The organism is Gordonia sp. (in: high G+C Gram-positive bacteria) (assembly GCF_047602025.1).
Classification (GTDB): Bacteria; Actinomycetota; Actinomycetes; order Mycobacteriales; family Mycobacteriaceae; genus Gordonia.
In genome coordinates, this window is the sequence record NZ_JASGII010000001.1 from 2,142,618 (window position 1) to 2,167,403 (window position 24,786).

Here is a 24,786-nt window from a genome sequence, read left to right on the forward strand (position 1 = left end):
CGCGCGCCGGCCGCGACGGCGTTAACCGCGCGGTCAACCGCGCGAGGGGTCAAGCGATGGTCGGGAACCAGCCCAGGTGCGCGCCGGCCGAGATCATCCGCACGGCGCCGTAGGCGAGCCACACACCGAGCACGGCCAGCGTCGCCTTGCTGAACGCCACCCGTTTCCAGCGTTCCAAGGGCTGTCCGCGCCCGGTGGCCAGCACCCACAGCGCGACGACGACGGTGGCGGCCACCGCCGCGAAGAACACCGGGCCGAACAGGTTGAATCCGAACGCCGCCGACACGTCGCCGTGCGCGAGCATCACGAAGCTGCGCGTCAGCCCGCAGCCCGGGCACGGCAGCCCGGTCACGTGCCGGAAGATGCAGGTGCCCGGGCCGTCGGTGACACTGGCCGTCGGCCATGCCGCGGCGATCGCGAGGACGGCCCCTCCCCCGATGGCGCCGATCAGTGCCGAGCGCCGCGGGTGCGGGTTGCCGTGGTCGTGCGACGACGACAATCCGGCGGTCTCCGGCACGGCGGGGGTGGTCATGACACCAGGGTACCGACCCCTGTCGACAACACTCCTTACCGTGGAGTAAGGTCTGTTCTTACTAGCGAGTAAGAAGCCCGCTAAGCGACCGCCGCCCCGGTCCGTCCGACGGGGGTCGTCCACAGTTCCTCCCAGAACAGGTAGCAGCGATTCATGACGAACACTGAACCCCGCGACACCTCCTCCGTCGGCAAGGGCAAGAACAAGCGCAGCCCCATCGGCGTGGCCATGGGTGCGCTCACCAAGGTCACCGGATCCGAGTTCGCCGAGAAGTTCGGCCTCCGCGAGCCGCTCAACCGCGTCGCCTACGAGGGCACCAAGACCGGCTTCCGCACGCTCGGCGCCGCCAACCGCGCCTTCACCAAGACCAAGGGCGACGGCAAGGCCAAGCGCCCCGCCGTCGCGGGCAAGGGCCTGTTCAACCTGACGCCCGACGACGAGCAGCAGATGATCGCCGACACGGTGAAGGACTTCGCCAGCGGCATCCTGCGCCCGGCGGCCTACGAGGCCGACGCCAAGGCCGAGGCGCCCGCCGAGATCCTGGAGCGCTCCGCCGAGCTGGGCATCACCATGATCAACGTCCCCGAGGAGTTCGACGGCGCGGCTGCCGAGCGCGGGGTCGTCACCAACGCACTGGTCGCCGAGGCGATGGCCTACGGCGACATGGGCCTGGCGGTGCCGCTGCTGGCCCCCAGCGGTGTCGCCACCACGCTCACCAACTTCGGCTCCGACGAGCAGCAGTCGACCTACCTGCCCGACTTCGCCGGCGACAACGTGCCGCAGTCGGCCGTGGTCATCGCCGAGCCGAAGCCGCTCTTCGACGCGTTCAGCCTGTCCACCAAGGCCACCCGGGTGCCCAGCGGCTACCGCCTGACCGGCGTGAAGTCGTTCGTCCCGGCCGCCGGATCGTCGGAGCTGTTCATCGTCGGCGCCGAGCTCGACGGTCGCCCCGCGCTGTTCATCGTCGAGTCCGACTCCAAGGGCCTCGTCGTCGAGGCCGACCCCGGCATGGGCCTGCGCGCCGCCGGCATGGGCCGCCTCCTGCTCGACGACGTCACCGTCCCGGAGAGCGCGATCATCGGCGGCAAGGACGGCGACACCTCGTTCGCCGCGTACCGCGACGTCGTGCGCCTGTCCCGCCTCGGCTGGGCCGCCCTCGCGGCCGGCACCGGTCGCGCCGTGCTCGACTACGTGATCCCCTACGTCAACGAGCGCGAAGCCTTCGGCGAGCCGATCTCCAACCGCCAGGCGGTGGCCTTCATGGTCGCCACCATCGCCACCGAGCTCGACGGCCTCAAGCTGGTCACCCTGCGCGGTGCCTCGCGCGCCGAGCAGGGGCTGTCGTTCGCCCGCGAGTCGGCCCTGGCCCGCAAGCTGACCATCGACAAGGGTCTGCAGATCGGCCTGGACGGCATCCAGCTGCTCGGCGGCCACGGCTTCACCAAGGAGCACCCGGTGGAGCGCTGGTACCGCGACCTGCGCGGCGCCGGCCTCGGCGAGGGGATCGTCGTCCTCTAAGGGCGGCGAACTCTCGAGAACCAGGAGAATTCCGATGGCTATCAGTCTCGAAATCCCCAAGAAGTTCGCGGCCAACATCGACCAGGCCAAGCAGGCGTCCCTCGAGGTCTTCCGACCCATCTCGCGCAAGTACGACCGCGCCGAGCACGCCTACCCGGTCGAGCTGGACACCATCGCCGCGCTGTACGACGGCCTCGCCGCCGCCGGCCAGGCCGGTGCCGGCGCCGCCGGTGGTCGCGGCGACGAGAAGAAGGAAGTCCCCGAGGGCACCATCGTCAACGGCGGCAACATGTCGGCGATCCTCAACTCGATCTGGGCCTCCTACGGCGACGTCGGCCTGATGCTGTCCATCCCGTACCAGGGTCTGGGCAACTCGGCGATCGCCGCGGTCGCCACCGACGAGCAGCTCGAGCGCTTCGGCAAGGTGTGGGCCGCCATGGCCATCACCGAGCCCAGCTTCGGCTCGGACTCCTCGGCCGTCACCACGACCGCCACCCTCGACGGCGACGAGTACGTGATCAACGGCGAGAAGATCTTCGTGACCGCGGGCTCGCGCGCCACCCACATCGTCGTGTGGGCGAGCGTGGACAAGAGCCTCGGCCGCGCCGCGATCAAGTCGTTCGTCGTGCCGCGCGAGCACCCCGGCGTCACCATCGAGCGCCTGGAGGAGAAGCTCGGCATCCGCGCGTCGGACACCGCGGTGATCCGTTTCGAGAACTGCCGGATCCCCAAGGACAACCTGCTGGGCTCCCCCGAGGTCGACGTCAAGAAGGGCTTCGGCGGCGTAATGCAGACCTTCGACAACACGCGCCCGCTGGTCGCCGGCATGGCCGTCGGCGTGGCCCGCGCCGCGTTGGAGGAGCTGCGCAAGATCCTGGAGGAGAACGGGATCGAGATCGACTACGACAAGCCGGCCATCGACCAGTCCGCCGCGGCCGCCGAGTTCATCCGCCTCGAGGCCGAGTACGAGTCGTCGTACCTGCTGACGATGCGCGCCGGCTGGATGGCCGACAACAAGATGCCCAACTCCATGGAGGCGTCGATGTCGAAGGCCAAGGCCGGGCGCAGCGTCAACGACATCACCAACAAGGCGGTCGAGCTCGCGTCGACCTTCGGTTACTCCGAGCGCACCCTGCTGGAGAAGTGGGCCCGCGACTCGAAGATCCTGGACATCTTCGAGGGCACGCAGCAGATCCAGCAGCTCATCATCGCGCGTCGCGTGCTCGACAAGAGCAGCTCCGACCTCAAGTGAGCTAGCAGCGACAAACGACGAGGGGCCGGGAGATCGAATCTCCCGGCCCCTCGTCGTTGCTACCGAAGCCTATGCGGGCTGACCGCCGCCGGGCCGCTGCCACGACGGTGCCTGCTGACCGGGCGTGGGCTGACCCGGCAGCGGCAGGGTCGGGCGCGACCCGCCGTCGTAGCCGTTGCCCGGACCACGCCGGTTCCAGTACGGGCCGCCCCAGTCGCCGTCGCTGCCACCGGGGCCGCGACGCGGGCCCCAACCGAAGTCGTCGTCGTCATCGTCGTCGGTGCCGTACGGGCTGTAGCGGCCGTAGCCGTCCTTCTTGTGCTTCTTCTTCCAGCTCTTGTCGTAGCGCTTGGAGTAGCTGCCGCGATCGTCGTCCTTGGTGAAGTGGCCGAGCGCGAACCCGCCGCCCAGGCCGATGACCAGGCTCAACAGCGCGACGGCCGCGACGGTCGTCGCGAGGTGCTCGCGCCACCAGTTGCCCTTGGACTCCCCGGCGGCCGCGACGTGCGGCAGGCCCTGGTGCCCGGCGAGGGGCGCGGTTGTCGGCTGCGGAATCTCCGCGGTCGGGGGCGTACCAGCAGCGGCAGCCGCCTTCGCAGCAGCATCTGCCGCCTGCTTGGCTGCCGCGGCAGCCTTGTCCGCCGCCGTCTGAGCGGCTGCGGCAGCCTTGTCCGCTGCCGTCTGGGCTGCTGCAGCGGCCTTCTCGGCCGCGGCGTTGGTTTCGGGCTTCTTAGCCATGGGGTGCTTCCTCTCACTGAAGCTCACGGAAATGCGATTTCCACTCTGCCCGTAAATCTGCCGGAGTGCACTAAACCCACACGCAATATTCAGGATTTGAAAGGTCGGGATTGCCAGAACAGATACTGACCAGCGGCGCTGGCGGATGTGATTCCCTTCACCGGAAACCGATTTGCACGGCCGTATCGCTCGCCGGTAACGTTGTGTTCACCGACGCGGGGTGGAGCAGCTCGGTAGCTCGCTGGGCTCATAACCCAGAGGTCGCAGGTTCAAATCCTGTCCCCGCTACTAGGAACAGCCCGCCACCAGGCAACAAGCCAGGTGGCGGGCTCTTTCATGTCGCGGGTCACCATGCTCAGAACCTTCGAACGTGCCACCACCTCCGGCGACGCGGTGTGGCGACGACTGGCAGGCCGCTCTCCGATAGCGCACTCCTGCGACTCCGCCACGCGGACACTGTCTCTTCGACATCCCGTGGAGCCGTGATCAGCGGGGGTCCGCCAGCAACTCGGTACCGGGCCTCGGCGACGCGCTGATTGAACTCCGCCACCTCATCCCGCACCGATCGCTCGGTCCGCAACTCGTCCAGCTTGGCGTCCAATTCCTCGTCGTCCTTGCGGAGTTGGATGGCCGGCGGGAGCATGACCAGGCCCTCCCGCTTCAAGTAGCGCTTGAGCCACCAGTCGGGATCGTCGTGGTCGGTCAGATCGAGGGGCTTCCCGCTGCCTGGCAGGTCGTCGAGGTCTCCTCGCTCGACGGCCTTCTGTATCTGCCGCTCGGCCATTAGGGCGATCACGACTTCAGCGTCGAGGACGACAGCGCTGGTGTTGCGGAACGGGTTGCGACGCGATTTCGCCATCGCCACCACCTGCCTTCGCTTTTCCAAGTCAGTTGTATTGTATACAGTACCGGGAATTGTGAGGGAGTCACCAGTGCCCAAGAAGGTTGACCACACCGAGCGTCGCGCGGCGATCGCGCGAGCGCTGTGGCAAGTCGTCGATCGCCGCGGCTGGTCGGCGGCGACAATGCGCACAGTGGCGCAGGAGGCTAACGTCTCGCTTGGTCAGCTGCAGCACTATTTCCGCACCCGACAGGACATGCTCACATTCGCGATGGCGTACGCCTCCGAGCAGAGCGCCGGCCGTGTCGCACACCAGCTGGAACGTGGGGTCAAATCGCCTCGCGACGTCTTGCGGACTGCGGTCATCGAACTGCTTCCCCTCCGGCCACAGTCGCGGGCGACCAGTCGGCTGAACGCCGCCTTCGTCCTGGAAGCGCTTCACGACAGCACACTCCGGCAACAAGCGAGCCAAGGCCTACGCGACGGACGTTCGCACGTGGCGGAACTCATTCGCACGTCAATGGCTGCGGGATTGATCTCCGCCGAGCGCGACGCCGACGTCGAGACCGACCGGGTGATCTCGTTGACCGGACTCGCGCCGCTTATCGAGTTCGACGTGGTCACCCCGGAAGCCGCGCTGGCCGTGGTCGACCGGCATCTGGATGAATTGTTCACACCTTGACGCCCTATCCGTTCGGCTCACACCTCGTATAGTCCGAGGCGATGGCCGACGACACTCCCCCACCCGGAGCGGTAGACGCTCGCTTCACCCTTGCCGCGGAGCGCACCGTGCTCGCCTGGGTACGCACGTCGATCGGACTGATCGCCGCCGGCGTCGCGATCCTCCACCTATTCGGGTCCTTCAGCCCGACCGCTCGACTGATCCTCGGCACAACCGTTATCGCGCTCGGCGCGTTCACCGCCGTGGTGGGCGTCGTGCGGTGGCGCGAAGTCGATCGCGCACTGAACCGCGGCGGCGCGATGCCCGGACCGTGGCCGGTGTACGTGCTCGTCGGAACGTTGCTGTGCGTCGCCGTCGGATTCGCGATCTGGCGCTGACGCCACGACGACCCGGGGCGTACGTTGGTCGAATGTCCCCTCCCGACACCGCGGCCCGGCGCCAGGCCCTGGCGAACGCCCTGCTGGCCCGGCGCAACGAGTTGGGCCTGCCGCAGCGCGAGGTCATCGACCGCACCGCTGATCTGTCCCGCTCGCAGTTGCAGCGCCTCGAACAAGCCCAGACCACCATCACGGTCGAGCGGCTGTGGAGTCTCGCGGCCGCGCTGGAGACGACTCCGTCGGCACTGCTCGCCACCGCCGAGGACTCGCTGAGAAGCTAGGGAGCCACGTTCCCGCACCCTCCTTTCGGTCCCGCGTCCTCGATCGAGGGCGCGTGACCGAAACCGGGCAGCGGGACCGACCTCGGCGCCGGCCAGACCTAGCGCGGCTCGAGGAGTAGCAGCGGGATCTCGCGGTCGGTGTTGCGCTGATAGCCGGCGTACCCGCGGTAGGCCTTCACGACCTTCGGCCACAGCCGGGCACGCTCGTCGGCCGTCGCCGTCCGCGCGCGGTACGGCTTGGTCTCCCCGTTCGCCGTGACCTCGACGTCGGGCGTCGCCAGCGCGTTCTTGTACCAATCGGGGTGGTCGCTGTGCCCGCCCTTCGACGCGACGACGACGATCGTGCCGTCCTCCTGCACCGGGCTGCTGAGCATGGTCCCGTATGCCTTGCCCGACTTTCGGCCCACCGTGTGCAACTCGACGGGCAGCATGCCCATCACGGACTTGGGGTACCGACCGCCGGTCACCGCGAGCAGGGTGCGGTGACCGGTCTCCAAGACCCAGCCACTCGCCTCGGAGACGAAATCGGGTTTGCGCATACGCGCGAGCCTACGCCCGGCGGCCGATCAGCGGCCCTTCCAGACCGGATCGCGCTTCTGCGCGAACGCCATCGGCCCCTCGAGGAAGTCCTCGGTACCCGCCAAGCCGATGAACTCCTCGGCGTTGCGCTGCCAGATCGGCTCGGCCCAGTCGGACTCGGCCGCACTCTCGCGCATCAGGCGCTTGCTCGCCTGAACGGCCAGCGGCGCGTTCTTGGCGATGGCCTCGGCCAACTCGACGGCGGCATCGACGACCTGGTCGTCGGCGACGACACGATTGGCGATTCCCCACTGCAGCGCCTCGGCCGACGTCATCGGACGGCCGGTGAGCACCAGCTCCGACGCGATCTTCGGCGGCACCTGCTTGTGCAGGCGCAGGAGGCCGCCAGCACCGGCGATCAGGCCGCGCTTGACCTCGGGCAGGCCCAACGTCGCACTCTCCGCGACGACGGCGAGGTCGCAGGCGAGGACGATCTCGGTGCCGCCACCCAGCGCGAAGCCGTTGACCGCCGCGATGATCGGCTTGTCGATGACGTGCTGCACTACGCCGGCGAAGCCGCGCTCGGGGTGCTCGGGATCATCGATGCCCTGCCCGGTGGCGATGGCCTTGAGGTCAGCACCGGCGCAGAAAGCCTCGCCGGTGCCGGTGATCACGCACACCCACTGATCGCTGTCGGCGGCGAAGTCGGCCAAGGCGTTGCCGAGCTGGACCGTGACGTCGCGGTTGACGGCGTTGCGCGCCTTCGGACGGTCGATGGTGAGGACGGTCGTGTGGCCGCGGCGCTCGGCGCGCACGACCTCTTCGGTCTGTTCAGTCATGCGTGCACCCTAGCCCGGGTCGACGATCGGGAACGTGCCCGACGGCGCCTCACCCTCGTCGTACACGGTCTTGGGCGAGCCGATGATCTTCGGGTCGGGCGTCCCGACGACCCGGTGGTCCTTGTTCGGGTAGTCGAAGCGCGAGAGCACCCAGCGCATCGCCTCCAGGCGGGCGCGCTTCTTGTCGTTCGACTTCACGACGGTCCACGGGGCGTGCGGGGTGTCGGTGTAGAAGAACATCGCCTCCTTCGCCTCGGTGTAGGCGTCCCACTTGTCGAGCGAGGCGAGGTCGGTCGGCGACAGCTTCCACTGCTTGACCTTGTCGGTGGACCGCGCGACGAACCGGGCGTGCTGCTCGGCGCGGCCGACGGAGAACCAGAACTTGACGATGTGGATGCCGGAGTTAACCAGCATCTGCTCGAACTCGGGGGCCGAGCGCGTGAACTCCAAGTATTGCTGCGGGGTGCAGTAGCCCATCACCCGTTCGACGCCGGCGCGGTTGTACCAGGAGCGGTCGAACAGCACGATCTCACCGGCGGCGGGCAGGTGCTGGACGTAGCGCTGGAAGTACCACTGGGTGAGCTCGCGCTCGTTCGGCTTCTCCAGCGCGACGACGCGTGCGCCACGGGGGTTGAGGTGCTCGGTGAAGCGCTTGATCGAGCCGCCCTTGCCGGCCGCGTCGCGACCCTCGAACAGGATGATGATCTTCTCGCCCGACTCCTTCACCCAGGCCTGCAGCTTGAGGAGCTCGATCTGCAGCTTGCGCTTGTCGCGCTCGTAGGCGCGGCGCGACAACTTCTTGTCGTACGGGTAGCCCTGCCGCCACGGCGCGTCCGGACCGTCGTCGGACGGCACCTTCCCCGCGGCGCGCTGCAACTCCGCGAGTTCGTCGATCTCGGGGGTGACGTCGACCTGCCCCGGGGCGGCCATCTCGTAGTCCTCGTCGAAAGTTTCGGAATGTCCGCTCTTGGGATCAGTCGCCATGGGCTCAGTCTAGGGCGCTCGTCGCGACTCGGCTCGCTCAGCCTGGGCGCCGCCGCGACGCACCGATTCACTGCCATACTGGCCGGGATGACTCAACCAACCCAAGCCCTGCGCGAGCCCGCCCACCGGGTCGAAGCACGGGCCAAGACGCTCTGGCGGATCCCGCCGCTGGCCATCGGAATCCCGGTCACGCTCATCGCCCTCCTGGTGGCGCTGGCCGCTCCCGAGGCGCGCTGGCCGGCCGCCCTCGTGACCGTCGCCGCGCTGCTGACGACCCTGTTCTTCGCCGTCGTCGTACCGGCGTGGCGCTACCGCTTCCACCGCTGGGAGGTGACGCCCGACGCGATCTACACGCAGGCCGGGTGGTTCACCCGGGAGTCGGTGATCATTCCCGTCGCGCGCATCCAGGTCGTCGACACCGAGGCGGGGCCGCTCGAGCAGTTGCTGCGGCTCGCGACGCTGACGGTCACGACGGCGTCGTCGGCCGGGATGATCAAGATCGTCGGTCTCGACGCCGAGGGCGCCAAGCAGATCGCCGCCGACCTGACCACCGCGACCCAGGCGCACCCCGGTGACGCGACCTAGCAGCGCCCCGCACACCGACGGCCCCGACGACTGGCACCACCAGTCGGCGCCGATGATGGCGATCCGGCCGATCCAGCAGCTGCCGTCGCTGATCCCCGTCCTGCTCGCCGTCGTCTTCGCCGGCAGCGCTGCCCCGTTGTTCGCGCTGGGCGTCTCGATCATCGCCGTCGGCGCGGTATCGGTCATCCCCTGGCTGACCACCGAGTACCAGATCACCGACGAGCACGTGCGGCTGCGCACGGGGGTGCTCAACCGCAAGGTGGCCACTGCGCGCCGCGACCGCATCCGCAGCGTCGACCTCACCGCCGGCGCGCTGCACCGGATGCTCGGGCTGAAGAAGGTCGTGATCGGCACCGGCAGCGACGGCGGCAGCGTCGAGCTCGACTGCATCGCCGCGCCGTACGCGCAGGCGGTCCACGACTACCTGATGCCGACGGGTGCGGCCGCGCTCCCCGCCGACGTCGCCGACCCGACGGCAACCGCCGTCGACGCGCCGCCCCAGGTCCTCGCCCGGTTCCGCACCGACTGGCTGCGGTTCTCCCCGTTCTCGATCGGCGGATTCATCTCCGTCGCGGCGGTTCTCGGTTTCCTGTCCCAATTCCTGTTCCAGGGCGACGTCCTCGACGCCCTGCGCAGCACCGGAACGACGGTGCTGCACCGCATCGCCGACGCTCCGGTGGGCCTGCTGGTCGCCATCGGCGCCCTGATCGTCATTGGCGGCGGTGCCCTCGCGTCCGTGGGCGGCTACGTCCTGAACTACTGGAACTTCCTGCTGGCCCGACATTCGGACGGCACCCTGCGGACCTCGCGCGGCCTCATCACGACGAACTCGACCAGCCTCGACGAGAAGCGGGTGCGCGGCGTGCACCTGCACGAGCCGGTCCTGATGCGCGCACTCGGCGGCGCCCGTCTGTTCGCCCTCGCCACCGGCGCGTCCAAGCACCCCCTGCTCCTGCCCCCGGCACCGCGCGACGAGGCCGTCGCGGTCGCGGGGGCGGTCGCGAGCAGCGCCGAGGAGTTGTCGGTTCCGCTCGTGCCACACGGCCCGGCCGCTCGTCGACGACGCTGGACGCGCGCGGGGCTCTCGACCATTCCGTTCGCCGCGATCCCCGTCGTCGCCGGCGGGCTCGGGTGGCTGCACGGGCCCACCGCGATCGTGCTGGCCGCGCTGGTGGTCGTCGCCGGAATCGCCGTCGCCCCGGTTCGCTACCGCCACCTCGGCAGCCGCGTCACCGACCGGCTGGTGATCATCGCCCGACCCTCGATCGCGCGGCACCGGTTCCTGGTGAATCGCGACGGCATCGTCGGCTGGCAGGTGCGGTCGTCACCGTTCCAGCGTCGGCAAGGGGTCGCGACGCTGGTCCTCGCCACCGCGGCCGGCGCCGAGGCCTACGGACTGGTCGATCTCACCGACGACGCGGTCGAGTCAGTCATGGTCGGGGCGACCCCCGAGCTGGTGCGCCCGTTCCTGGTGTCGACGACCTAGTCGTCGACCGCGCTCAGCGTCCGTGCACGCCCATCAGCCAGGCGAGTTGGTGGGCCAGCGGGCTCAGGTCCATCCGGTCGGGGTCCTTCTTGGGCTTGTTGTCCCACGGCTGCGGAATATTCGGATTGGCCAACGGTGCGCGCGCAGCGCCACGGACGCTCGTCGGGGAGCCCTGCGGCACCGTGCACCGCGCGTTCAGGTTCAACGGGAAATCGTCGTAGTTGATGTCGAACGTCGGATTCTTCCGCTTGATCGCATCGATCATCGTCTGCGTCGACTCATAACCCTGCGTACACGCCGCCGGGTTGTTCGTCTCCAACACCACGCCGAAGTGGATCTGCCCGTCGCCGGGGGCGGGCGCGTGCGAACTCGCGGAGAGCTGGGAGATCAGCGCGAAGAGGACATTCGCCGACCATCCGGTGGGCTCGATCGCGGTCCGGGTCACCGAACCGAGGTCCTTGAGCACCGCGGTGATATCCCCGCCCTGCTTCTGCAGCAACGTCGAAATCGCCGCCGCCGACGTCTGACCCGTGGTCAACAACCGCCGCACATCCGGATCCGCCGACGCCAACGTCGCCGTCACCACCTGCAAATTCTTCGACCACTGCAAAATCGCATCCGACTGCTCCCGCTGCGTCGAGAGCAACTTGCTCGAAGACTGCAGCAACGCAATCGTGTCCCCGATCGAGTCATAACCGGCCTGCGAGAGCGTGTTCAACGAATTCACCAGCCGCGTCAGGTTCTCACCCTGACCGTTGAAGGCCTTGCCCAGCTCCTCGACGATCGTGTGCAAATCATCGACCGGCACCGACTCGGCGAAGTCGAGCGCACTGTTCACCACGTCCTCGAGCACGGGCGGAGTGGCGGTCCGGTCGGTGTCGATCCGCGAGCCGTTCTCGAGGTAGGGGGCGGATGCGGAGGTGGGGCGCAAGTCGATGTACTGCTCGCCGATCGCCGAGCGGTTCGCCACGACCGCCGACGATGAGGCCGGGATGGGCCCGCGGGCCTTGTCCAACTGCAGCACGACGTCGACGCCGGACTTGGTGAGTTGCAGCCGCTTGACGCGTCCGGCGGGCACACCCTGGTAGGTGACCTCGGCGTGTTCGAAAATGCCGCCGGAATCGCGCATCGCCGCGGTGACCTCGTAGACGCCGGCGCCGAACATCCGGGGGACGTGCACGACGTTGAGGGCGCCGAGGATCAGGGCGATGACACCGACGATGAGGGTGGCGAAAAGCTTCGCCTTCTCGGCCCGACTGAGCGGCGGCATCTCGTCGACCTCTCATCTCGTCGCACGCGCTGGTACGCCGCACTCTACGGCGCGACGGACCCGGCGAACCAGTCCGCACAGCGCGGCGGGAGCGAACCCACATGCGCCCAACAGTGTGTCACGGGTCACAGTCAGGCGTACCATTGGCAGTGCCGATTGGTCTAGCAAAGGAGGTCATGATGGCAACCACCCATGTGGTGCACCACCACGAATCCCACGGCAACCACCCGATGAGTGTGCTCGGCTTCTGCGCCATGCTCGCCGGCATCGGGTGTGCCGGAGTCTGGCTCGTCGCCCTCGCCGCGGGCCACGAGATGTCGCTGACCGTGGGCGTCGCCGCCCTGCTGTTCTTCCTCGCCTCGGCCACCGCGTTCCGCATGGTCGCCGTCGGCGCCAAACACGGCCCGATCCAGCCGGAGAACACCGAGATGGAAACGCGGCGGTATCTCGACGAGTACCGGTCCTGACTACTTGGGCAGCGCCTGGTACTTGGCCACGGCCGCCTTCAACTGCTCGAGCGCCTCGCCGTAGGCCTTGAAGTTGCCCGACCGCTGAGCCGCGCTCACCGCGTTCAACGCCTCGTTGAGGGCGTTGACCGCCTCGTCCCGCGCCGCATTGGGCGACGTATCGGCAGCCTGATCGGCCGCCGACGGCGGCATCCCTGGCAGTGCCCCGTCGGGCGTCGTCACCTCGGCGGGGTTGATCCCGACGAGCTTCAGCGCGCCGGCGAGGGTGGGGTCGAACACGACCTTGTCGTTGTAGGACACCATCACGCCGAACAGTTTCGGCACGGCCGACCCGGCGTTCTTCGACTGCGTGTAGAGCGGCTCGACGTACAGCACGCCGTCCTTGCCGACCGGTAGCGTCAGCAGGTTCCCGTAGATCTCGACCACCGTGCCCTCGAGCATCTTGCGCACTTCGGTGGTGGCCTTCATCATCCGGTCCTGCGCCTGCAACGGGCCGATGTACTGCTTATTCGACGGCAGCACCTTGACCGTCAACTTGCCGTAGCTGGCGGGGTTTGACGACGCAGTCATATACGCCGCAAGATACGGCTTCTTCAGCACCGTGAAGACAGTCGTCAGCTGGAACTGCGATTTGTTCTGGTCGTCTGGCGCCGCCGCAGTGAAGTAGTACGGCGCCTGGAGTGCGTCCGAGCGCTGTTGCGCTTGCAGCTGCTGACGCGTCCGCAGGTTCGCAGGCACCGGCGTCGGGGTGACGGACTGCTGGCCGGTCTGCTGCGTAGTCGGGTCCGGCGGAATCGACCAGTAGTCGCTGCCGCTGAAGAATTCTTTGGGGTCGTCGACGTGGAATCGTTCCAGCAGGTCGCGCTGGATCTTGAACAGGTCTTCGGGGTAGCGAACGTGGTCCCGGAGATCGGCGCGCTTGTCGAATTCGGCGTGCGATTTCACCGTGCCGGGAAAGACTCGCATCCACGTCTTGAGAACAGGGTCTTTGTCATCCGCTGCGAAAAGCTCAACCTTGCCCGAGTAGGCATCGACGGTCGCCTTGACCGAGTTGCGGACGTACGAAACGTCGCGGTCGAGCTGTACGCGCGCGGTCTGGCCGGCGGTCAGTGTGCGAACGTCCGTCGTCGCACTCTGCAGCGATGTCGGCTGGGCGTACGGGTAGCGGTCGAGAGTCGTGTAGCCGTCGACGATCCACTTGATCGACCCGTCGGCCATCACCGCCGGATAGGTCTTGGAATCGACCGTGAGCCACGGGGCGACGCTCTTGACCCGGTCCCGCGGGTCCCGGTTGTAGACGATCTTGGAGTTCTTGTTGATCACCGACGAGAGCAGGATGTTGCGCTCGGCGTACTTCACCGAATACAGCAGGCGGTTGAACCAGTTGCCCAGCGAGACGCCAGAGCCGCTGTACGTGTATTTCTTGCGACCCTCGCCGTCGTACTCCTTGGCAGCGTCCTCGGTGCCGACGATGGCGTAGTCCGGGCGCTTGGCGATCAGCTCGCCGAAGTAGATGCGCGGCTGCTTGACCTTGATCGGCGCACTCTGCTGGTACTTGGGGGTGTTGATGGTGTCGAGGTCACTGACTTGGATGACGGGCAGGCCGCCACTGTCCGCGTCGGTGGTGGACGCCGCGGAATCGACCTTGTTCGCCTGGGCGGCGATGAAGCCGTTGCCATGGGTGAACACGGTGTGCTTGTTGATCCAGTCCTGCTGGTTCTTGTCCAGCAGCGACGGGTCCAGCTCGCGGACCGAGACAATGAAATCGCGAATCTGCCCGTCGACGTTGTACCGGTCGACCGCCAACTGCTTGGAGAACGCATAGAAGTTGCGCAGACTGTTGCTCTGCGCGAAGGCCGGCGACACCACGTTGGGGTCCAACAACCGAATGTTGGACAGCGTGTGCGTATCGGTGTTGACCCTCTCCGGCACCGGCGGCACCGAGGTCCAGTTCGGCTCGTACCGCACGTTGTCCTTGTCGATCCCGTACGCGTGCCGCGTGGCGGCGATGTTCCGCGAGATGAACTCGGCTTCCTTCTGCTGCGCGTTCGGCTTGACCGAGAACTGCTCCATGACGGCCGGCCAGCCGACGCCGATCAGCAACGAGGACAACAACATGAGGGCGGTGGCGAGCGCGGGGATCCGCAGGTCGCGCAGCACCGCGCCGGCGAAGAACGCCACGGCGCAGATGATCGCGATCGCCATCAGGATCAGCTTGGACGGGAGCACGGCGTTGATGTCTGTGTATCCGGCGCCGTAGAAGATCTCGGCGCGACGACCGCTGGACAGCAGCGTGTAACGGTCGAGCCAGTACCCGATCGCCTTGAGCAACAGGAAGGCGCCGGCGATCACCGCGAGCTGGATGCGCGCCGCCGACGTCAGCGCGCCGGGGGTGCCGTTGCCGCCGAGGCGGATGCCGCCGAAGACGTAGTGGGTCATCAGGCTGGCGAGGAAGGCGATGATGACGGTCATCGTCAGGATCGACAGCGCCATCCGGTAGAAGCCGAGGTCGAACGCGTAGAAGCCGATGTCCTTGCCGAACTGCGGGTCCTTGACGCCGAACCGCTCGCTCTTGAGGAACATCTGCACCGTCGACCACGACGCCTGGGCGATCAGGCCGGCGACCGCGCCGAAGGCCACCGCCGGGAGCAGCGCGAACAGGCGGGGGCGCCTGGTGACCGCGGCGCGGTAGTTGGCCAGCGGATCATTCGGCCCCGACGAGCTGACCACGATGGGGCGGCTGCGGTAGGCGGTGAAGATCGCCGCGGCAATGATCGCGGCGACGATGAGCAGCACGACGAGGAAGACGCAGATGCGGGTCCACAGGATCGTCGTGTAGGTCGAGCGGTACCCCAGGTCGGTGAACCACAACCAGTCGGTGGTGATGCCGACCAGGCGCGGCCCGATGAGCAGCAGCAACAGGATGCCGACGCCGACGCCGATCATGATCCGGCCACGGCGCGTCAACGCCGGCATGGTGGGGCTAGTCACGTGTCGCTCTTTTCCGTCTGGTCCGCGCGTGTCCGATTTCCGTCCACTCTATCGGCGACCGGCGCGCCCGCACAGTTTCCGGGTGGGCGATGATGGAGCGGTGACCGATGCCGACCTGTCCCCCGACGCGCTGGGCGCCGCACTGCGCGACGTGACCGAGTTCGTCGACACCTCCGGCTGGGGCCAGGCGCCGATGCTCTTCGCCCTCGTCCCCACCGGCGTGCTCGCGCAGACCGACCCCGATCTCGTCGACGAGTTCGACGATTCCGAACTCTCCCCGATCGCCCAGGAGCAACTCCCGCTGTCTGACGACCCGACGACCGTCGACGACGAGCTCGAGCACGTGCTGGGGACCACCAGGTGGCCCGAGGCCGTCGCGGGCTGCGCGTTGGTGCAGGAGATCATCGTGCTGCCGCCGCAGGCCGAGGGCGATCTCGACGACGCCTTCGAGCCGCTGCTGGCCGACCCCGACGCCGCCGAAGCGGCCGCCCGCGAGGCGGCGCAGGCCCACCCGGACCAGAAGGAGGCGCGGTTGATCGCCGGCGTGCTGCGCGATGGCCGACGGCTGGCCCTGCTGCAGTTGCGCGACGACGAGGACGAGGACGGCCGGATCGAATTGCTCTCGCACCCCGACCTCGCGCCGGGCCTGTTGGACGCCCTCGAGGCCACCCTGGACGCCGAGGACTACTAGCCCGGTGAGGGTCGTCACGATCGGGGTTATCCACAGTTTTGATTACGTATCGATAACGACGGTCTGCTAGACCTATACGAATGGAATCTCGCCAGATGCTTGCCCGATTCGCCGTGCCCGGAGTGCTCCTCACCCTGGTCGCGACCGGTGAGGCGACCGCTCTCGCCGCCCCGCCGACGCCGTTGGCGGGCGCCCCGTACACCCACGGCACCTACGTCGCGATGGGCGACTCGCGCGCCGCGGGCGGCTCGGCGACCCTGACCGCCGACTACCAGCTCAACCCCTGCCGCCGGTCCGGCGACAACTACCCGTCGATGGTCCGCGACCGCATCAAGCCGCGCACCTACCTCGACATCTCCTGCATCGGCGCCAAGAGCGCCAACCTGCGCAACCACCCGCAGGTGATGGGGCTGCGCCAGACCAACGACCCGCTGGGTTCGGCCACCGGCTCGATGACCGGCTCGCTGGCGTTCCCCATTCCCGCCCAGCTCCCCCAGGTGCCGCGCAACGCGCAGGTGATCACCGTCAGCACCGGCGGCAACGACCTCGACTGGGCCGAGATCCTCAAGAAGTGCAACATCCGGTCCCGCAAGAACTGCAGCAAGAACCCGCGGATCATCGGCCAGGCCCGCCGCGGCCTGAACCGCCTGTCCGTGCAGTCGACGACCTCGTTCCGCGCCATCCGCGGTCGCGCCCCGCAGGCGCAGATCTTCGCGGTCGGGCTCGGCGGCTTCATCGGCAAGCACGGCTGCCGCCAGGTGCAGCTGAGCACGGCCGACGCCGTGTGGTTCAACAACCTCTTCAAGGAGGCCAACAACCGGCTGCGCACCGCGGTGGCAGGCGTCGGCGGACGGTTGATCGAGGTCACCGATCCCGGTCACGACGCGTGCTCGGGCCGCCCGTGGTTCTACGGGCGCACCGCTCCGGCCGGCAACATGGCCTTCCACCTGAACACCACCGGCCGGGCCGTCGTCGCCAACCGGATCGCCGGCTCCATCCGCCGCTGACTAGCGGCTGCAGGTGGGCGCGGGCTTACCCGCGTTGACCGCGTTCAACGAGTCGATGGCGCCCGGCAGGGTGTCGACCTTCACCACGCGCAACCCCTTGGGGACGTCGGACATGGCCTCGCCGCAGTTGTCCGCGGGCACCAGGAACGTCTCCGCCCCGGCGTCGCGGGCCGCCGCCATCTTGTGCGTGATCCCGCCGATCGGGCCGACCTTGCCGTCGTCGGTGATGGTGCCGGTGCCGGCGATGAACTTGCCGCCGGTCAGGCTGCCCGGGGTCAACCGGTCGACGATCGCCAGGGACAGCATCAGGCCCGCCGACGGTCCGCCGATGTCGCCGACGTTCATGGTGATCTTCATCGCCGGGTCGGCGTTGACGACGGCCGGCGCGACGTCGAGGAAGCTCACCGTCTTGGGTTGACCGGCCTTGTCGGTGCCCTCGACCTTGCCGAGGGTGATCGTGACGCGCTGCGGCTGGCCGTCGCGCACGACGTCGACGTCGATCTTCTCGCCGGGTTTATGTTCGCGAACCGCCTGCTGCATCTCCTCGACGGTGCTGACCGGGGTCCCGGCGACCGCGCGCACCTCGTCGTCCTTCCGGAGTAGGCCGTCGGACGGACCGCCCTTGCCGACCGAGGTGATCGCCAGCTTCGTCGGCCGGTGCACCTGGCGCAGGGCCGCGGCCTGTGCGGTCAACTCGGAGCCGGTCATCTGCGCGGTGTTGCGCTCTTTGACCTGTTCGCGGCTGCGGCCCGGCGGGTACTGCGATTCGCGGGGCGTCAGCGAGTATTCGCGCGATGCCCACAGGGACAGCGCGTCGAACAGGCGGATGTCGTCGGTGACCGACACGGTCGTCAGATTCAGGTGGCCGTTCGTCGGATCGGTGGGCACGCCCTGGATGTCGACCACCGGGACCGTGCGCTCCAGCTTCTTGCCGTCCGGCGCCTTGCCGTCGGAGATCTCGACGTTGCCGAGGGTGTTCACCGTCGGGCCCGGGCCCAGCGCGACGTAGGGCACCTGCACGGTCATGCCCAAGAAAACGAACAGGCCGATCAGCGCGGCGGTGACCGCCAACGTGATGATGCGGCGGTAGTCGGCGGAAACATTCACGTGCGTCAGCGTAATCGGTCGGTACGGTGGAACCATGAGTGATCTCCCGTTCGGGTTCTCCGGCAAAGATCCGGACCGCGACGACGACAAGAACGACGGCGACCAGTCCGGAGCCGGCGGACCGTTTGGCTTCGACCCGTCGAACTTCGACCCGTCCACCTTCGATCCGTCGACGTTCGATCCGTCGCAACTCGGCATCGACCCCAGTCAGCTGAACCCCGAGATGATCGGGCAGCTGTTCTCCCAGCTCGGCACGATGTTCAGCGCGATGGGCAGCGGCACGACCGCGTCCGGCGGCAGCCCGGTGAACTACGACGTCGCCAAGCAGATCGCGCGGCGCGAGATCGGCGACTTCACCCCGATCCTTGAGAAGGAGACGTCGGCGGTGGCCGACGCGGTCCACCTCGCCGAACTGTGGCTCGACGAGGTCAGCGCCCTGCCCGGCGGCGTGACGACGACGACCGCGTGGACACCGGTGCAGTGGCTGGAGGAGTCGCTGCCGACGTGGTCGACGCTGTGCGATCCGCTGGCCCGCCAGCTGTCGCAGACGTGGTCGCAGAACATGCCCGAGGGGGCCGAGGCCTTCGCCGGCCCGATGATGGGCATGATGAGCCAGCTCTCCGGCTCGGTATTCGGCACCCAACTCGGCCAGGGACTCGGGAAGCTGGCCACCGAGGTGTTGACCGGCACCGACATCGGCCTGCCGCTGGCACCCGCCGGTACCGCCGTCCTGATGCCCGAGGCGATCGCCGCCTTCGCCGACGGCCTCGACCTCCCGGCGCAGGACATCATCGTCTACCTCGCCGCCCGCGAGGCCGCGCACGTGCGCCTGTTCACCCACGTCGGCTGGCTGCGCCAGCGGCTGCTGTCGGCCGTCGAGCAGTACGCGGCCGGCATCACCGTCGACGTCAGCGGTTTCGCCGAGGGATTCGGCGACGACATCAACCCCGAGGAGTTGATGGCCAACCCGGAGAAGCTGAACGAGATCCTCGGCTCGGCCGCCTCCTTCGAGCCGACCACGACCCCGGAGCAGCAGGCCGCGCTGGACCGCCTCGAGACGCTGCTGGCGTTGATCGAGGGCTGGGTCGAGCACGTGGTCACGCGGGCCCTGGCCGAGCGCATCCCGTCGACCGGTGCACTCACCGAGACCATCCGGCGGCGCCGCGCGACGGGCGGCCCGGCCGAGCAGACCTTCGCCACGCTGGTGGGGCTCGAGCTGAGGCCGCGTCGCGTCCGCGAGGCGACCGCGCTGTGGGACCGGCTGCTCGAGGCCACCGACGTCACCACCCGGGACAAGGTCTGGGACCACCCCGACCTCTTGCCCGACAGCTCGGACCTCGACGCACCGGCCGCCTTCATCGACCGGATCGTCGCGGGCGACGACGAGGATCCCTTCGCCGGGTTGACCGACACCCTGACCGACGAACCCAAGGGCGACGACGACAAATCTGGCGATTGAGCAGTCCCCGCAGGTAACGGGCCGAATCGGCCTGTGGATAACCCGTCGGCGGCGGGTCGGTCCGCTGCCGCCGACGGCACACTGTCCCCATGGGGGCAGTGCAGATCGCGATTCCGGTTCCAGCCGCGCTGCGCGCGGGCGCGGCGATTCTCATCCGCGGCGCGCACCAGTTGCAGATCGGCTGCGACCCCGAGCGCAGCACCCTCGTCGACCTCCCGCCGGACGTCTACGCCTATGACGTCGCCGACCTCCTGGACTCGCTCCGCGAACCGGGCGGCACCGGCGGCCTGCGGTCGCGACTCGACGAGGTGGGGCTCTCCCCGGCGGACTTCGACCGGATCGTCGCGCCGCTGCGCGGCCTCGGCGCCATCACATCCGGCTGCCCGCCCACCCTGCGGGTGTGCCTGCACGGGCGCGGTCCGGTGCGCGACGGCTTGAGTGCCGCGCTATCCGACGCCGGCTACCCGCTGGCCCGCAGCAGCGTCCGCCATGCCCGCCCGTGGCGCAGCGGCGCGACGCGGCCGACGCTGGTCGTGCTCACCGACTTCACCCACCACGACCCGCTGGTCGTCACCGATCTGATGCGCGCCGGCGTGCCCCACCTGCCGGTGCGGTTGCGCGACGGCGTCGCGGTCGTCGGACCGCTCGTCCTGCCCGGCCGATCCAGTTGCCTGCGGTGCGCGGACCACCACCGCGCGACGCTGGATCCGGGCTGGCCGCAGGTCTGCGCCCAGTTGGTGAACCGGCCCGGCTACGCCAGCGACGCGGTCGTCCGGCTGGCCGTCGGCGCGGCCGTCGAGCAGATCGAGCAGATCTCGGCCGGGTTGGACGGGTTGGACGGCGACCGCGCGCGACCCGATCTGGTCGAGCGCACGCTGGAGATCCACGCCCGCCCGCTGCGGCTGCGCCACAAGGACTGGCCGGCGCACCCGCACTGTTTCTGCGGGGCGCGTTGGAGAAACGACTAGGGCATCCGGCGCTGGTCTACTCTGGCTGGTATGAGCGACATCACGCGGGGCGCAGGGCGGCGCAACGCCAAGTTGGCGGCACTTCCGATCGGCGTGGCCGGGCGGGCCGTCGGCGGACTGGGCAAGCGGATCGCCGGCAAGAGCAAGGACGAAGTCAACCAGGAGTTGATGGAGAAGACCGCCGAGCAGCTCTTCGCCGTCCTCGGCGAGCTCAAGGGCGGTGCGATGAAAGTCGGCCAGGCGCTGTCCATCATGGAGGCCGCCATCCCCGAGGAGTTCGGGGAGCCGTTCCGCGACGCCCTCACCAAGCTGCAGGCCGAGGCGCCGCCGCTGCCCGCCGCCAAGGTGCACGCCGTGCTCGACCAGCAACTGGGCACCAAGTGGCGCGAGCGCTTCCAAGAGTTCAACGACGAGCCGGCCGCGGCCGCCAGCATCGGCCAGGTGCACAAGGCGGTGTGGTCCGACGGGCGCGACGTCGCGGTCAAGGTCCAGTACCCGGGTGCCGACCACGCCCTGCGCGCCGACCTCAAGACCCTCGGCCGGATGTCCGGCCTGATCCAGAAGTTGTCGCCGGGCACCGACGTGAAGGCGATGGTCGACGAGCTCATCGACCGCACCGACGACGAGTTGGACTACCTCGGCGAGGCCGAGAACCAGCGCGCCTTCGCCAAGGCGTACGAGGGCGATCCAGAATTCCTCGTGCCGAAGGTCGTGGCGAGTGCGCCCAAGGTCGTCGTGTCCGAATGGGTGACCGGACGGCCGCTGTCGAAACTGATCACCGAGGGCAGCCAGTCCGAGCGCAACAAGGCGGCCGAGCACATGGCGCGCTTCGAGATCTCCTCCCCTTACCGCGTCGGCCTCCTGCACGGCGACCCGCATCCGGGGAACTTCTTCATCGCCGACGACGGCCGGTTCGGCGTCCTCGACTTCGGCGCCGTCGGCCGGTATCCCGACGGGCTGCCGGCGGCGACCGGCGAGATTCTTAGATTGGCCCGCGACAAGAAGTACGACGAGCTGCGCGAGGTGATGGTCGAGAACAACTTCCTGCAGCGCAGCCACGCCGGCAAGGTGAGCGCCGAGGACCTCGAAGCCTTCCTCCGACCGTTCGTCGACCCGCTCTACGTCGACGACTTCCACTTCACCCGCAAGTGGATGCAGCGCGCCGCGGGCAATGCCACCGACATGCGCGGCGACGTCTACAAGACGTCCCGGTACCTCAACGTCCCCACCGAGTACGTGATGATCTTCCGCGTGCTGCTCGGCTGCGTCGGCATCGCCTCGCAGCTGGAGGCCCACGCCCCCTACCGGGCCATCGTGTCCGAGTGGGTCCCCGGGATCGACTGAGCCCGGCAAGCAATGCCTGCCGGGCTCAGTCCTAACTGGCGATCTTCCGCGGGCGCCCGCGCGGCCGCTTGCGGGCCACGATCTGGCCCCGCTCGAAGATCTCGCCGCCCCAGACCCCCCAGGGCTCGGAGCGCTCGATCGCGCTGGTCAGACACTCCCGCTGCAACGGGCAGGTCTGGCACAACGCCTTCGCGGCCTCCAACTCGGCCGGGGCCTCGGCGAACCACAAGTCCGCCTCGGTCTCCCGGCACGGGATGCCGAGCGAGGTGACGGAGGACGCCGACGGGGGCGCTCCGCTGATGAAATCGGTCAAACAGGTCATGTGATTCTCCAAGGTCAGCAGGTACAACGGTCAACAGATGCGAAAAAACCGGCCAGGTCCTCGCGGTAAGCGATTCGCCGTGGCCGGTTCGAGTCCGAAGGACTACTTCGTCACATCGGATGATCCGTATCGGAGAATCGCTCTAGAGCACGAGAGATTGCGGCTCCCGGCTTCAGCTGCGCATTCGCGAGGTCGGTCGTGGGCACGGCATGGCCTTCCCACAGGCGCACGGCGCGGAACGCATGGCTGGCGACGTAATCGCTCCAGTTCACTGCCGGACTCCTTCCGACTCGATACACACAGCAAGGGGTACGTCCCCGCTGCCTTGACTCGAACCAGGGTACGGACCCGATCCGAGTGGCACAACCTATTTTTGACCTCCGGTTTTACCGCTCAGTGCGCGGTTTGCGCATTGGCGACGATGGCGACGACGTCCTCGCCATAGCGCTCGAGCTTTGCCGCGCCGACGCCGTTGACCCGGGCCAACGCGCGCAAGTCAACGGGCCGGCTGGTGGCGATCTCGCGCAATGTCTTGTCCGCGAAGACGGTGAAGGCGGGCTTGTCCTGCCGATTCGCCTCGGCCAGTCGCCACGCCTTGAGGTTGTCGAAGAGTTCGGCGTCGGCCGGGGCCAGCGGCATGGTCGCGGCCCGTCGCGCCGCGGTGCCGGATCCGCCGCCGGGCCTGCGGTCGCCCGAGCACGAGTCGCAAACGCCCGTCTGCAGCGCCTTCGCGCCCATCAGGTTCGACGAGCAGCGCGTGCAGGTCGGCAGCAGTCCACTCAGGAAGCGGGACCGTCGTCGGCCGCGACGACCGCCCTCGTTGCGCGCCAGCGCCCACGACAACCGCAGGTGCTCGCGCGCCCGGGTGACGCCGACGTAGAACAGGCGACGCTCCTCCTCGATCGCCTCCGGCGAGGTGTCGATGGCGTGGCTGATCGGCACCGCGCCGTCGGTGAGCCCGACGAGGAACACCGCGTCCCACTCCAGACCCTTGGCCGCGTGCAGCGACGAGAGCGTGACGCCGCGCATCGTCGGCGGATGGCCGGCCGACGCGCGGGAGGTCAGTTCGGCGGCGAGTTCGGTCATCGACAGCTCCGGGTTGTGCGCGAGGAGTTCCTCGGCCAACTCGACAAGCGCGGTGAGCGAGGCCCAGCGCGACTTCGCCTCGGCACCCGACGGCTCGTCGGGGGTCAGGCCCAGCGGGAACAGCAGCACGCCGAGGGCGCCCGGCAGGTCGGGTCCCGACGCGACGTTCTCGGCCCGTCCGGCCGCGACGATCTCGCGCAGCGCCTGGCGGATCTCGGTCCGATTGAAGAAGGCGTCGCCGCCGCGGACCTGGTACGGGATCTGCGCCTCGGTCAGCGCCTGCTCGTAGACCTGGGACTGCGCGTTCACCCGGTACAGGATGGCGATTTCCGATGCCGGGACGCCGTCGGCGATCAGCTTGCCGATCTCGGCGACGGCCGCGGCGGCCTCGGCCGGTTCGTTGGCGTATTCGGCGAACTTCGGCTGCGGCCCGGGCGGGCGCTGACCAACCAACTCCAGCCGGGTGCCGGCCGCGCGGCCGCGGGCGGCCCCGATGACCCGGTTGGCGAGGTCGACGACCTCGGGGGTGGACCGGTAGTCGCGGACGAGGCGAACGACCTGTGCCTCGGGGAAGCGGCGCGAGAAGTTCAGCAGGTAGTCGGGCCGGGCGCCGGCGAAGGTGTAGATGGTCTGGTTGGCATCGCCGACGACGGTCAGATCGTCGCGCTCGCCCAGCCACGCGTCGAGCAGGCCCTGCTGCACGGGCGTGACGTCCTGATACTCGTCGACGACGAAGCAGCGGTAGCGCGAGCGGAACTCGTCGGCGAGACCGGCGTCGTCGGTGAGCATCTGGGTGGTGAAGATCAGCAGGTCGTCGAAGTCGAGCAGGTAGTCGCCGTCGGCGGAGACCTTGGCGGCCTCATAGGCGGCGAACACCTCGGCCACCTTCTCCGCGGACACCGGCAGGTCGCGGTCGGCCCGGGTGGCGGCCGCCGCGTACTCGCCGGGCCCGACGAGGCTGGCCTTGGCCCATTCGATCTCCGAGGCGAGGTCGCGCAGCGTCTCGGTCGCCGTCGGAACGCCCGCTTTGCGTGCGGCGGGTCCGACGATGGGGAGCTTGGAGTCGAGCAGCTCCCAGCGGGCGCTGCCCAGGCAGCGCGGCCAGAAGTAGCGCAGCTGGCGCAGGGCCGCGGCGTGGAAGGTCTGCGCCTGGACTCCGCCGCCGGCGCCGGCGTTGCCGATCCCCAGGGTGCGCAGTCGCGAGCGCATCTCCCCCGCGGCGCGAGCGGTGAAGGTGACGGCGAGCACCTGGTCGGGGTTGACCTGGCCCTGGTCGACGAGGTGGGCGATCCGCCGGGTGATCGTTCGGGTCTTGCCCGTGCCGGCGCCCGCCAGCACGCACACCGGACCGCGCGGCGCGGTCACCGCGGCGAGCTGTTCCGGATCGAGATCGGCGAGATGGTCCCCCACGCCGACCACTATCTCACCCGGGGCCGACAG

25 protein-coding genes and 1 tRNA gene are annotated in these 24,786 nt (G+C 68.7%); 14 read left to right on the top strand and 12 right to left on the bottom strand.

What is annotated here, in order from left to right; all coding sequences use genetic code 11:
• Positions 1-49: 49 nt before the first annotated feature.
• The gene (locus QM728_RS10730; RefSeq protein WP_415032001.1) at positions 50-532 is read right to left on the bottom strand and encodes a DUF2752 domain-containing protein; all 483 of its coding nucleotides are present in this window, start codon (positions 530-532) and stop codon (positions 50-52) included.
• Between the two features lie 153 nt (positions 533-685).
• On the opposite strand from QM728_RS10730, the gene QM728_RS10735 reads away from it, so the two are divergent.
• On the top strand, positions 686-2,050 hold the full coding sequence (locus tag QM728_RS10735; protein WP_415032002.1) for an acyl-CoA dehydrogenase family protein: 1,365 nt from the start codon (positions 686-688) through the stop codon (positions 2,048-2,050).
• A 34-nt stretch (positions 2,051-2,084) separates the two neighbouring features.
• Positions 2,085-3,302, top strand: a complete 1,218-nt coding sequence (locus QM728_RS10740; RefSeq protein ID WP_415032003.1) for an acyl-CoA dehydrogenase family protein — start codon at positions 2,085-2,087, stop codon at positions 3,300-3,302.
• A gap of 69 nt (positions 3,303-3,371) precedes the next feature.
• On the opposite strand, the gene QM728_RS10745 is transcribed toward QM728_RS10740, so the two are convergent.
• Entirely contained in the window at positions 3,372-4,040 is a 669-nt protein-coding gene (locus tag QM728_RS10745) for a hypothetical protein (RefSeq protein ID WP_415032004.1), read from the bottom strand.
• Between the two features lie 214 nt (positions 4,041-4,254).
• Between QM728_RS10745 and QM728_RS10750 the strand changes: the two genes are divergently transcribed.
• A tRNA-Met gene (locus QM728_RS10750) sits at positions 4,255-4,328 on the top strand.
• 67 nt (positions 4,329-4,395) lie between these two features.
• Here the strand turns inward: QM728_RS10750 and QM728_RS10755 are convergent.
• Positions 4,396-4,899: a DUF1992 domain-containing protein gene (locus tag QM728_RS10755; protein WP_415032005.1), complete on the bottom strand. Its 504-nt coding sequence runs from the start codon at positions 4,897-4,899 to the stop codon at positions 4,396-4,398.
• A gap of 73 nt (positions 4,900-4,972) precedes the next feature.
• Here QM728_RS10755 and QM728_RS10760 point away from each other — a divergent pair, with 73 nt between their 5' ends.
• Genes QM728_RS10760 through QM728_RS10770 form a run of 3 tightly spaced genes read left to right on the top strand, consistent with a single transcriptional unit; the run spans position 4,973 to position 6,221 of the window.
• The gene (locus QM728_RS10760; protein ID WP_415032006.1) at positions 4,973-5,563 is read left to right on the top strand and encodes a TetR/AcrR family transcriptional regulator; all 591 of its coding nucleotides are present in this window, start codon (positions 4,973-4,975) and stop codon (positions 5,561-5,563) included.
• Between the two features lie 41 nt (positions 5,564-5,604).
• Entirely contained in the window at positions 5,605-5,940 is a 336-nt protein-coding gene (locus QM728_RS10765; protein WP_415032007.1) for a YidH family protein, read from the top strand.
• Between the two features lie 32 nt (positions 5,941-5,972).
• The gene (locus QM728_RS10770; RefSeq protein ID WP_415032008.1) at positions 5,973-6,221 is read left to right on the top strand and encodes a helix-turn-helix domain-containing protein; all 249 of its coding nucleotides are present in this window, start codon (positions 5,973-5,975) and stop codon (positions 6,219-6,221) included.
• A gap of 98 nt (positions 6,222-6,319) precedes the next feature.
• Here the strand turns inward: QM728_RS10770 and QM728_RS10775 are convergent, their stop codons facing one another.
• From QM728_RS10775 to ppk2, 3 genes are read right to left on the bottom strand one after another with little or no spacing between them, the layout of a single operon-like run.
• Complete coding sequence (locus QM728_RS10775) at positions 6,320-6,760, bottom strand: nitroreductase/quinone reductase family protein (RefSeq protein WP_415032009.1); 441 nt, start codon at positions 6,758-6,760, stop codon at positions 6,320-6,322.
• A 27-nt stretch (positions 6,761-6,787) separates the two neighbouring features.
• Complete coding sequence (locus tag QM728_RS10780) at positions 6,788-7,579, bottom strand: crotonase/enoyl-CoA hydratase family protein (protein ID WP_415032010.1); 792 nt, start codon at positions 7,577-7,579, stop codon at positions 6,788-6,790.
• A 9-nt stretch (positions 7,580-7,588) separates the two neighbouring features.
• On the bottom strand, positions 7,589-8,563 hold the full coding sequence (gene ppk2 / locus QM728_RS10785) for a polyphosphate kinase 2 (RefSeq protein ID WP_415032011.1): 975 nt from the start codon (positions 8,561-8,563) through the stop codon (positions 7,589-7,591).
• An 87-nt stretch (positions 8,564-8,650) separates the two neighbouring features.
• Between ppk2 and QM728_RS10790 the strand changes: the two genes are divergently transcribed.
• Positions 8,651-9,148 carry a PH domain-containing protein gene (locus QM728_RS10790; RefSeq protein ID WP_415032012.1) on the top strand — a complete coding sequence of 166 codons (498 nt, stop codon included), beginning with the start codon at positions 8,651-8,653 and terminating at the stop codon, positions 9,146-9,148.
• A complete protein-coding gene (locus QM728_RS10795) occupies positions 9,135-10,634 on the top strand; it encodes a PH domain-containing protein (protein WP_415032013.1) in 1,500 nt (499 codons plus the stop codon). Before QM728_RS10790 ends, QM728_RS10795 begins: the two co-directional genes overlap by 14 nt.
• Positions 10,635-10,647: 13 nt before the next feature.
• On the opposite strand, the gene QM728_RS10800 is transcribed toward QM728_RS10795, so the two are convergent.
• Complete coding sequence (locus tag QM728_RS10800; RefSeq protein ID WP_415032014.1) at positions 10,648-11,904, bottom strand: MCE family protein; 1,257 nt, start codon at positions 11,902-11,904, stop codon at positions 10,648-10,650.
• A gap of 179 nt (positions 11,905-12,083) precedes the next feature.
• On the opposite strand from QM728_RS10800, the gene QM728_RS10805 reads away from it, so the two are divergent.
• Positions 12,084-12,371 carry a hypothetical protein gene (locus tag QM728_RS10805; RefSeq protein WP_415032015.1) on the top strand — a complete coding sequence of 96 codons (288 nt, stop codon included), beginning with the start codon at positions 12,084-12,086 and terminating at the stop codon, positions 12,369-12,371.
• Here the strand turns inward: QM728_RS10805 and QM728_RS10810 are convergent, their stop codons facing one another.
• Positions 12,372-15,347: a UPF0182 family protein gene (locus tag QM728_RS10810; protein WP_415032886.1), complete on the bottom strand. Its 2,976-nt coding sequence runs from the start codon at positions 15,345-15,347 to the stop codon at positions 12,372-12,374.
• Between the two features lie 115 nt (positions 15,348-15,462).
• Between QM728_RS10810 and QM728_RS10815 the strand changes: the two genes are divergently transcribed.
• On the top strand, positions 15,463-16,053 hold the full coding sequence (locus QM728_RS10815; RefSeq protein ID WP_415032016.1) for a PPA1309 family protein: 591 nt from the start codon (positions 15,463-15,465) through the stop codon (positions 16,051-16,053).
• A 95-nt stretch (positions 16,054-16,148) separates the two neighbouring features.
• Complete coding sequence (locus QM728_RS10820; protein WP_415032017.1) at positions 16,149-17,060, top strand: SGNH/GDSL hydrolase family protein; 912 nt, start codon at positions 16,149-16,151, stop codon at positions 17,058-17,060.
• On the opposite strand, the gene QM728_RS10825 is transcribed toward QM728_RS10820, so the two are convergent.
• Entirely contained in the window at positions 17,061-18,167 is a 1,107-nt protein-coding gene (locus QM728_RS10825) for a PDZ domain-containing protein (RefSeq protein ID WP_415032018.1), read from the bottom strand.
• Between the two features lie 34 nt (positions 18,168-18,201).
• On the opposite strand from QM728_RS10825, the gene QM728_RS10830 reads away from it, so the two are divergent.
• The 3 genes from QM728_RS10830 to QM728_RS10840 all read left to right on the top strand — a co-directional run bounded on the left by QM728_RS10830 (position 18,202) and on the right by QM728_RS10840 (position 21,938).
• A complete protein-coding gene (locus QM728_RS10830) occupies positions 18,202-19,626 on the top strand; it encodes a zinc-dependent metalloprotease (protein ID WP_415032019.1) in 1,425 nt (474 codons plus the stop codon).
• 89 nt (positions 19,627-19,715) lie between these two features.
• Positions 19,716-20,594: a hypothetical protein gene (locus QM728_RS10835; protein WP_415032020.1), complete on the top strand. Its 879-nt coding sequence runs from the start codon at positions 19,716-19,718 to the stop codon at positions 20,592-20,594.
• 30 nt (positions 20,595-20,624) lie between these two features.
• Positions 20,625-21,938 (top strand): ABC1 kinase family protein, encoded by a 1,314-nt coding sequence (locus tag QM728_RS10840; RefSeq protein ID WP_415032021.1) that lies wholly within the window; start codon positions 20,625-20,627, stop codon positions 21,936-21,938.
• Between the two features lie 31 nt (positions 21,939-21,969).
• Here QM728_RS10840 and QM728_RS10845 read toward each other — a convergent pair whose 3' ends face one another.
• The 3 genes from QM728_RS10845 to QM728_RS10855 all read right to left on the bottom strand — a co-directional run bounded on the left by QM728_RS10845 (position 21,970) and on the right by QM728_RS10855 (position 24,765).
• Complete coding sequence (locus tag QM728_RS10845) at positions 21,970-22,260, bottom strand: WhiB family transcriptional regulator (RefSeq protein ID WP_415032022.1); 291 nt, start codon at positions 22,258-22,260, stop codon at positions 21,970-21,972.
• A gap of 110 nt (positions 22,261-22,370) precedes the next feature.
• The gene (locus tag QM728_RS10850) at positions 22,371-22,532 is read right to left on the bottom strand and encodes a hypothetical protein (RefSeq protein WP_415032023.1); all 162 of its coding nucleotides are present in this window, start codon (positions 22,530-22,532) and stop codon (positions 22,371-22,373) included.
• A gap of 121 nt (positions 22,533-22,653) precedes the next feature.
• On the bottom strand, positions 22,654-24,765 hold the full coding sequence (locus QM728_RS10855; protein WP_415032024.1) for an ATP-dependent DNA helicase UvrD2: 2,112 nt from the start codon (positions 24,763-24,765) through the stop codon (positions 22,654-22,656).
• Positions 24,766-24,786: the final 21 nt, after the last annotated feature.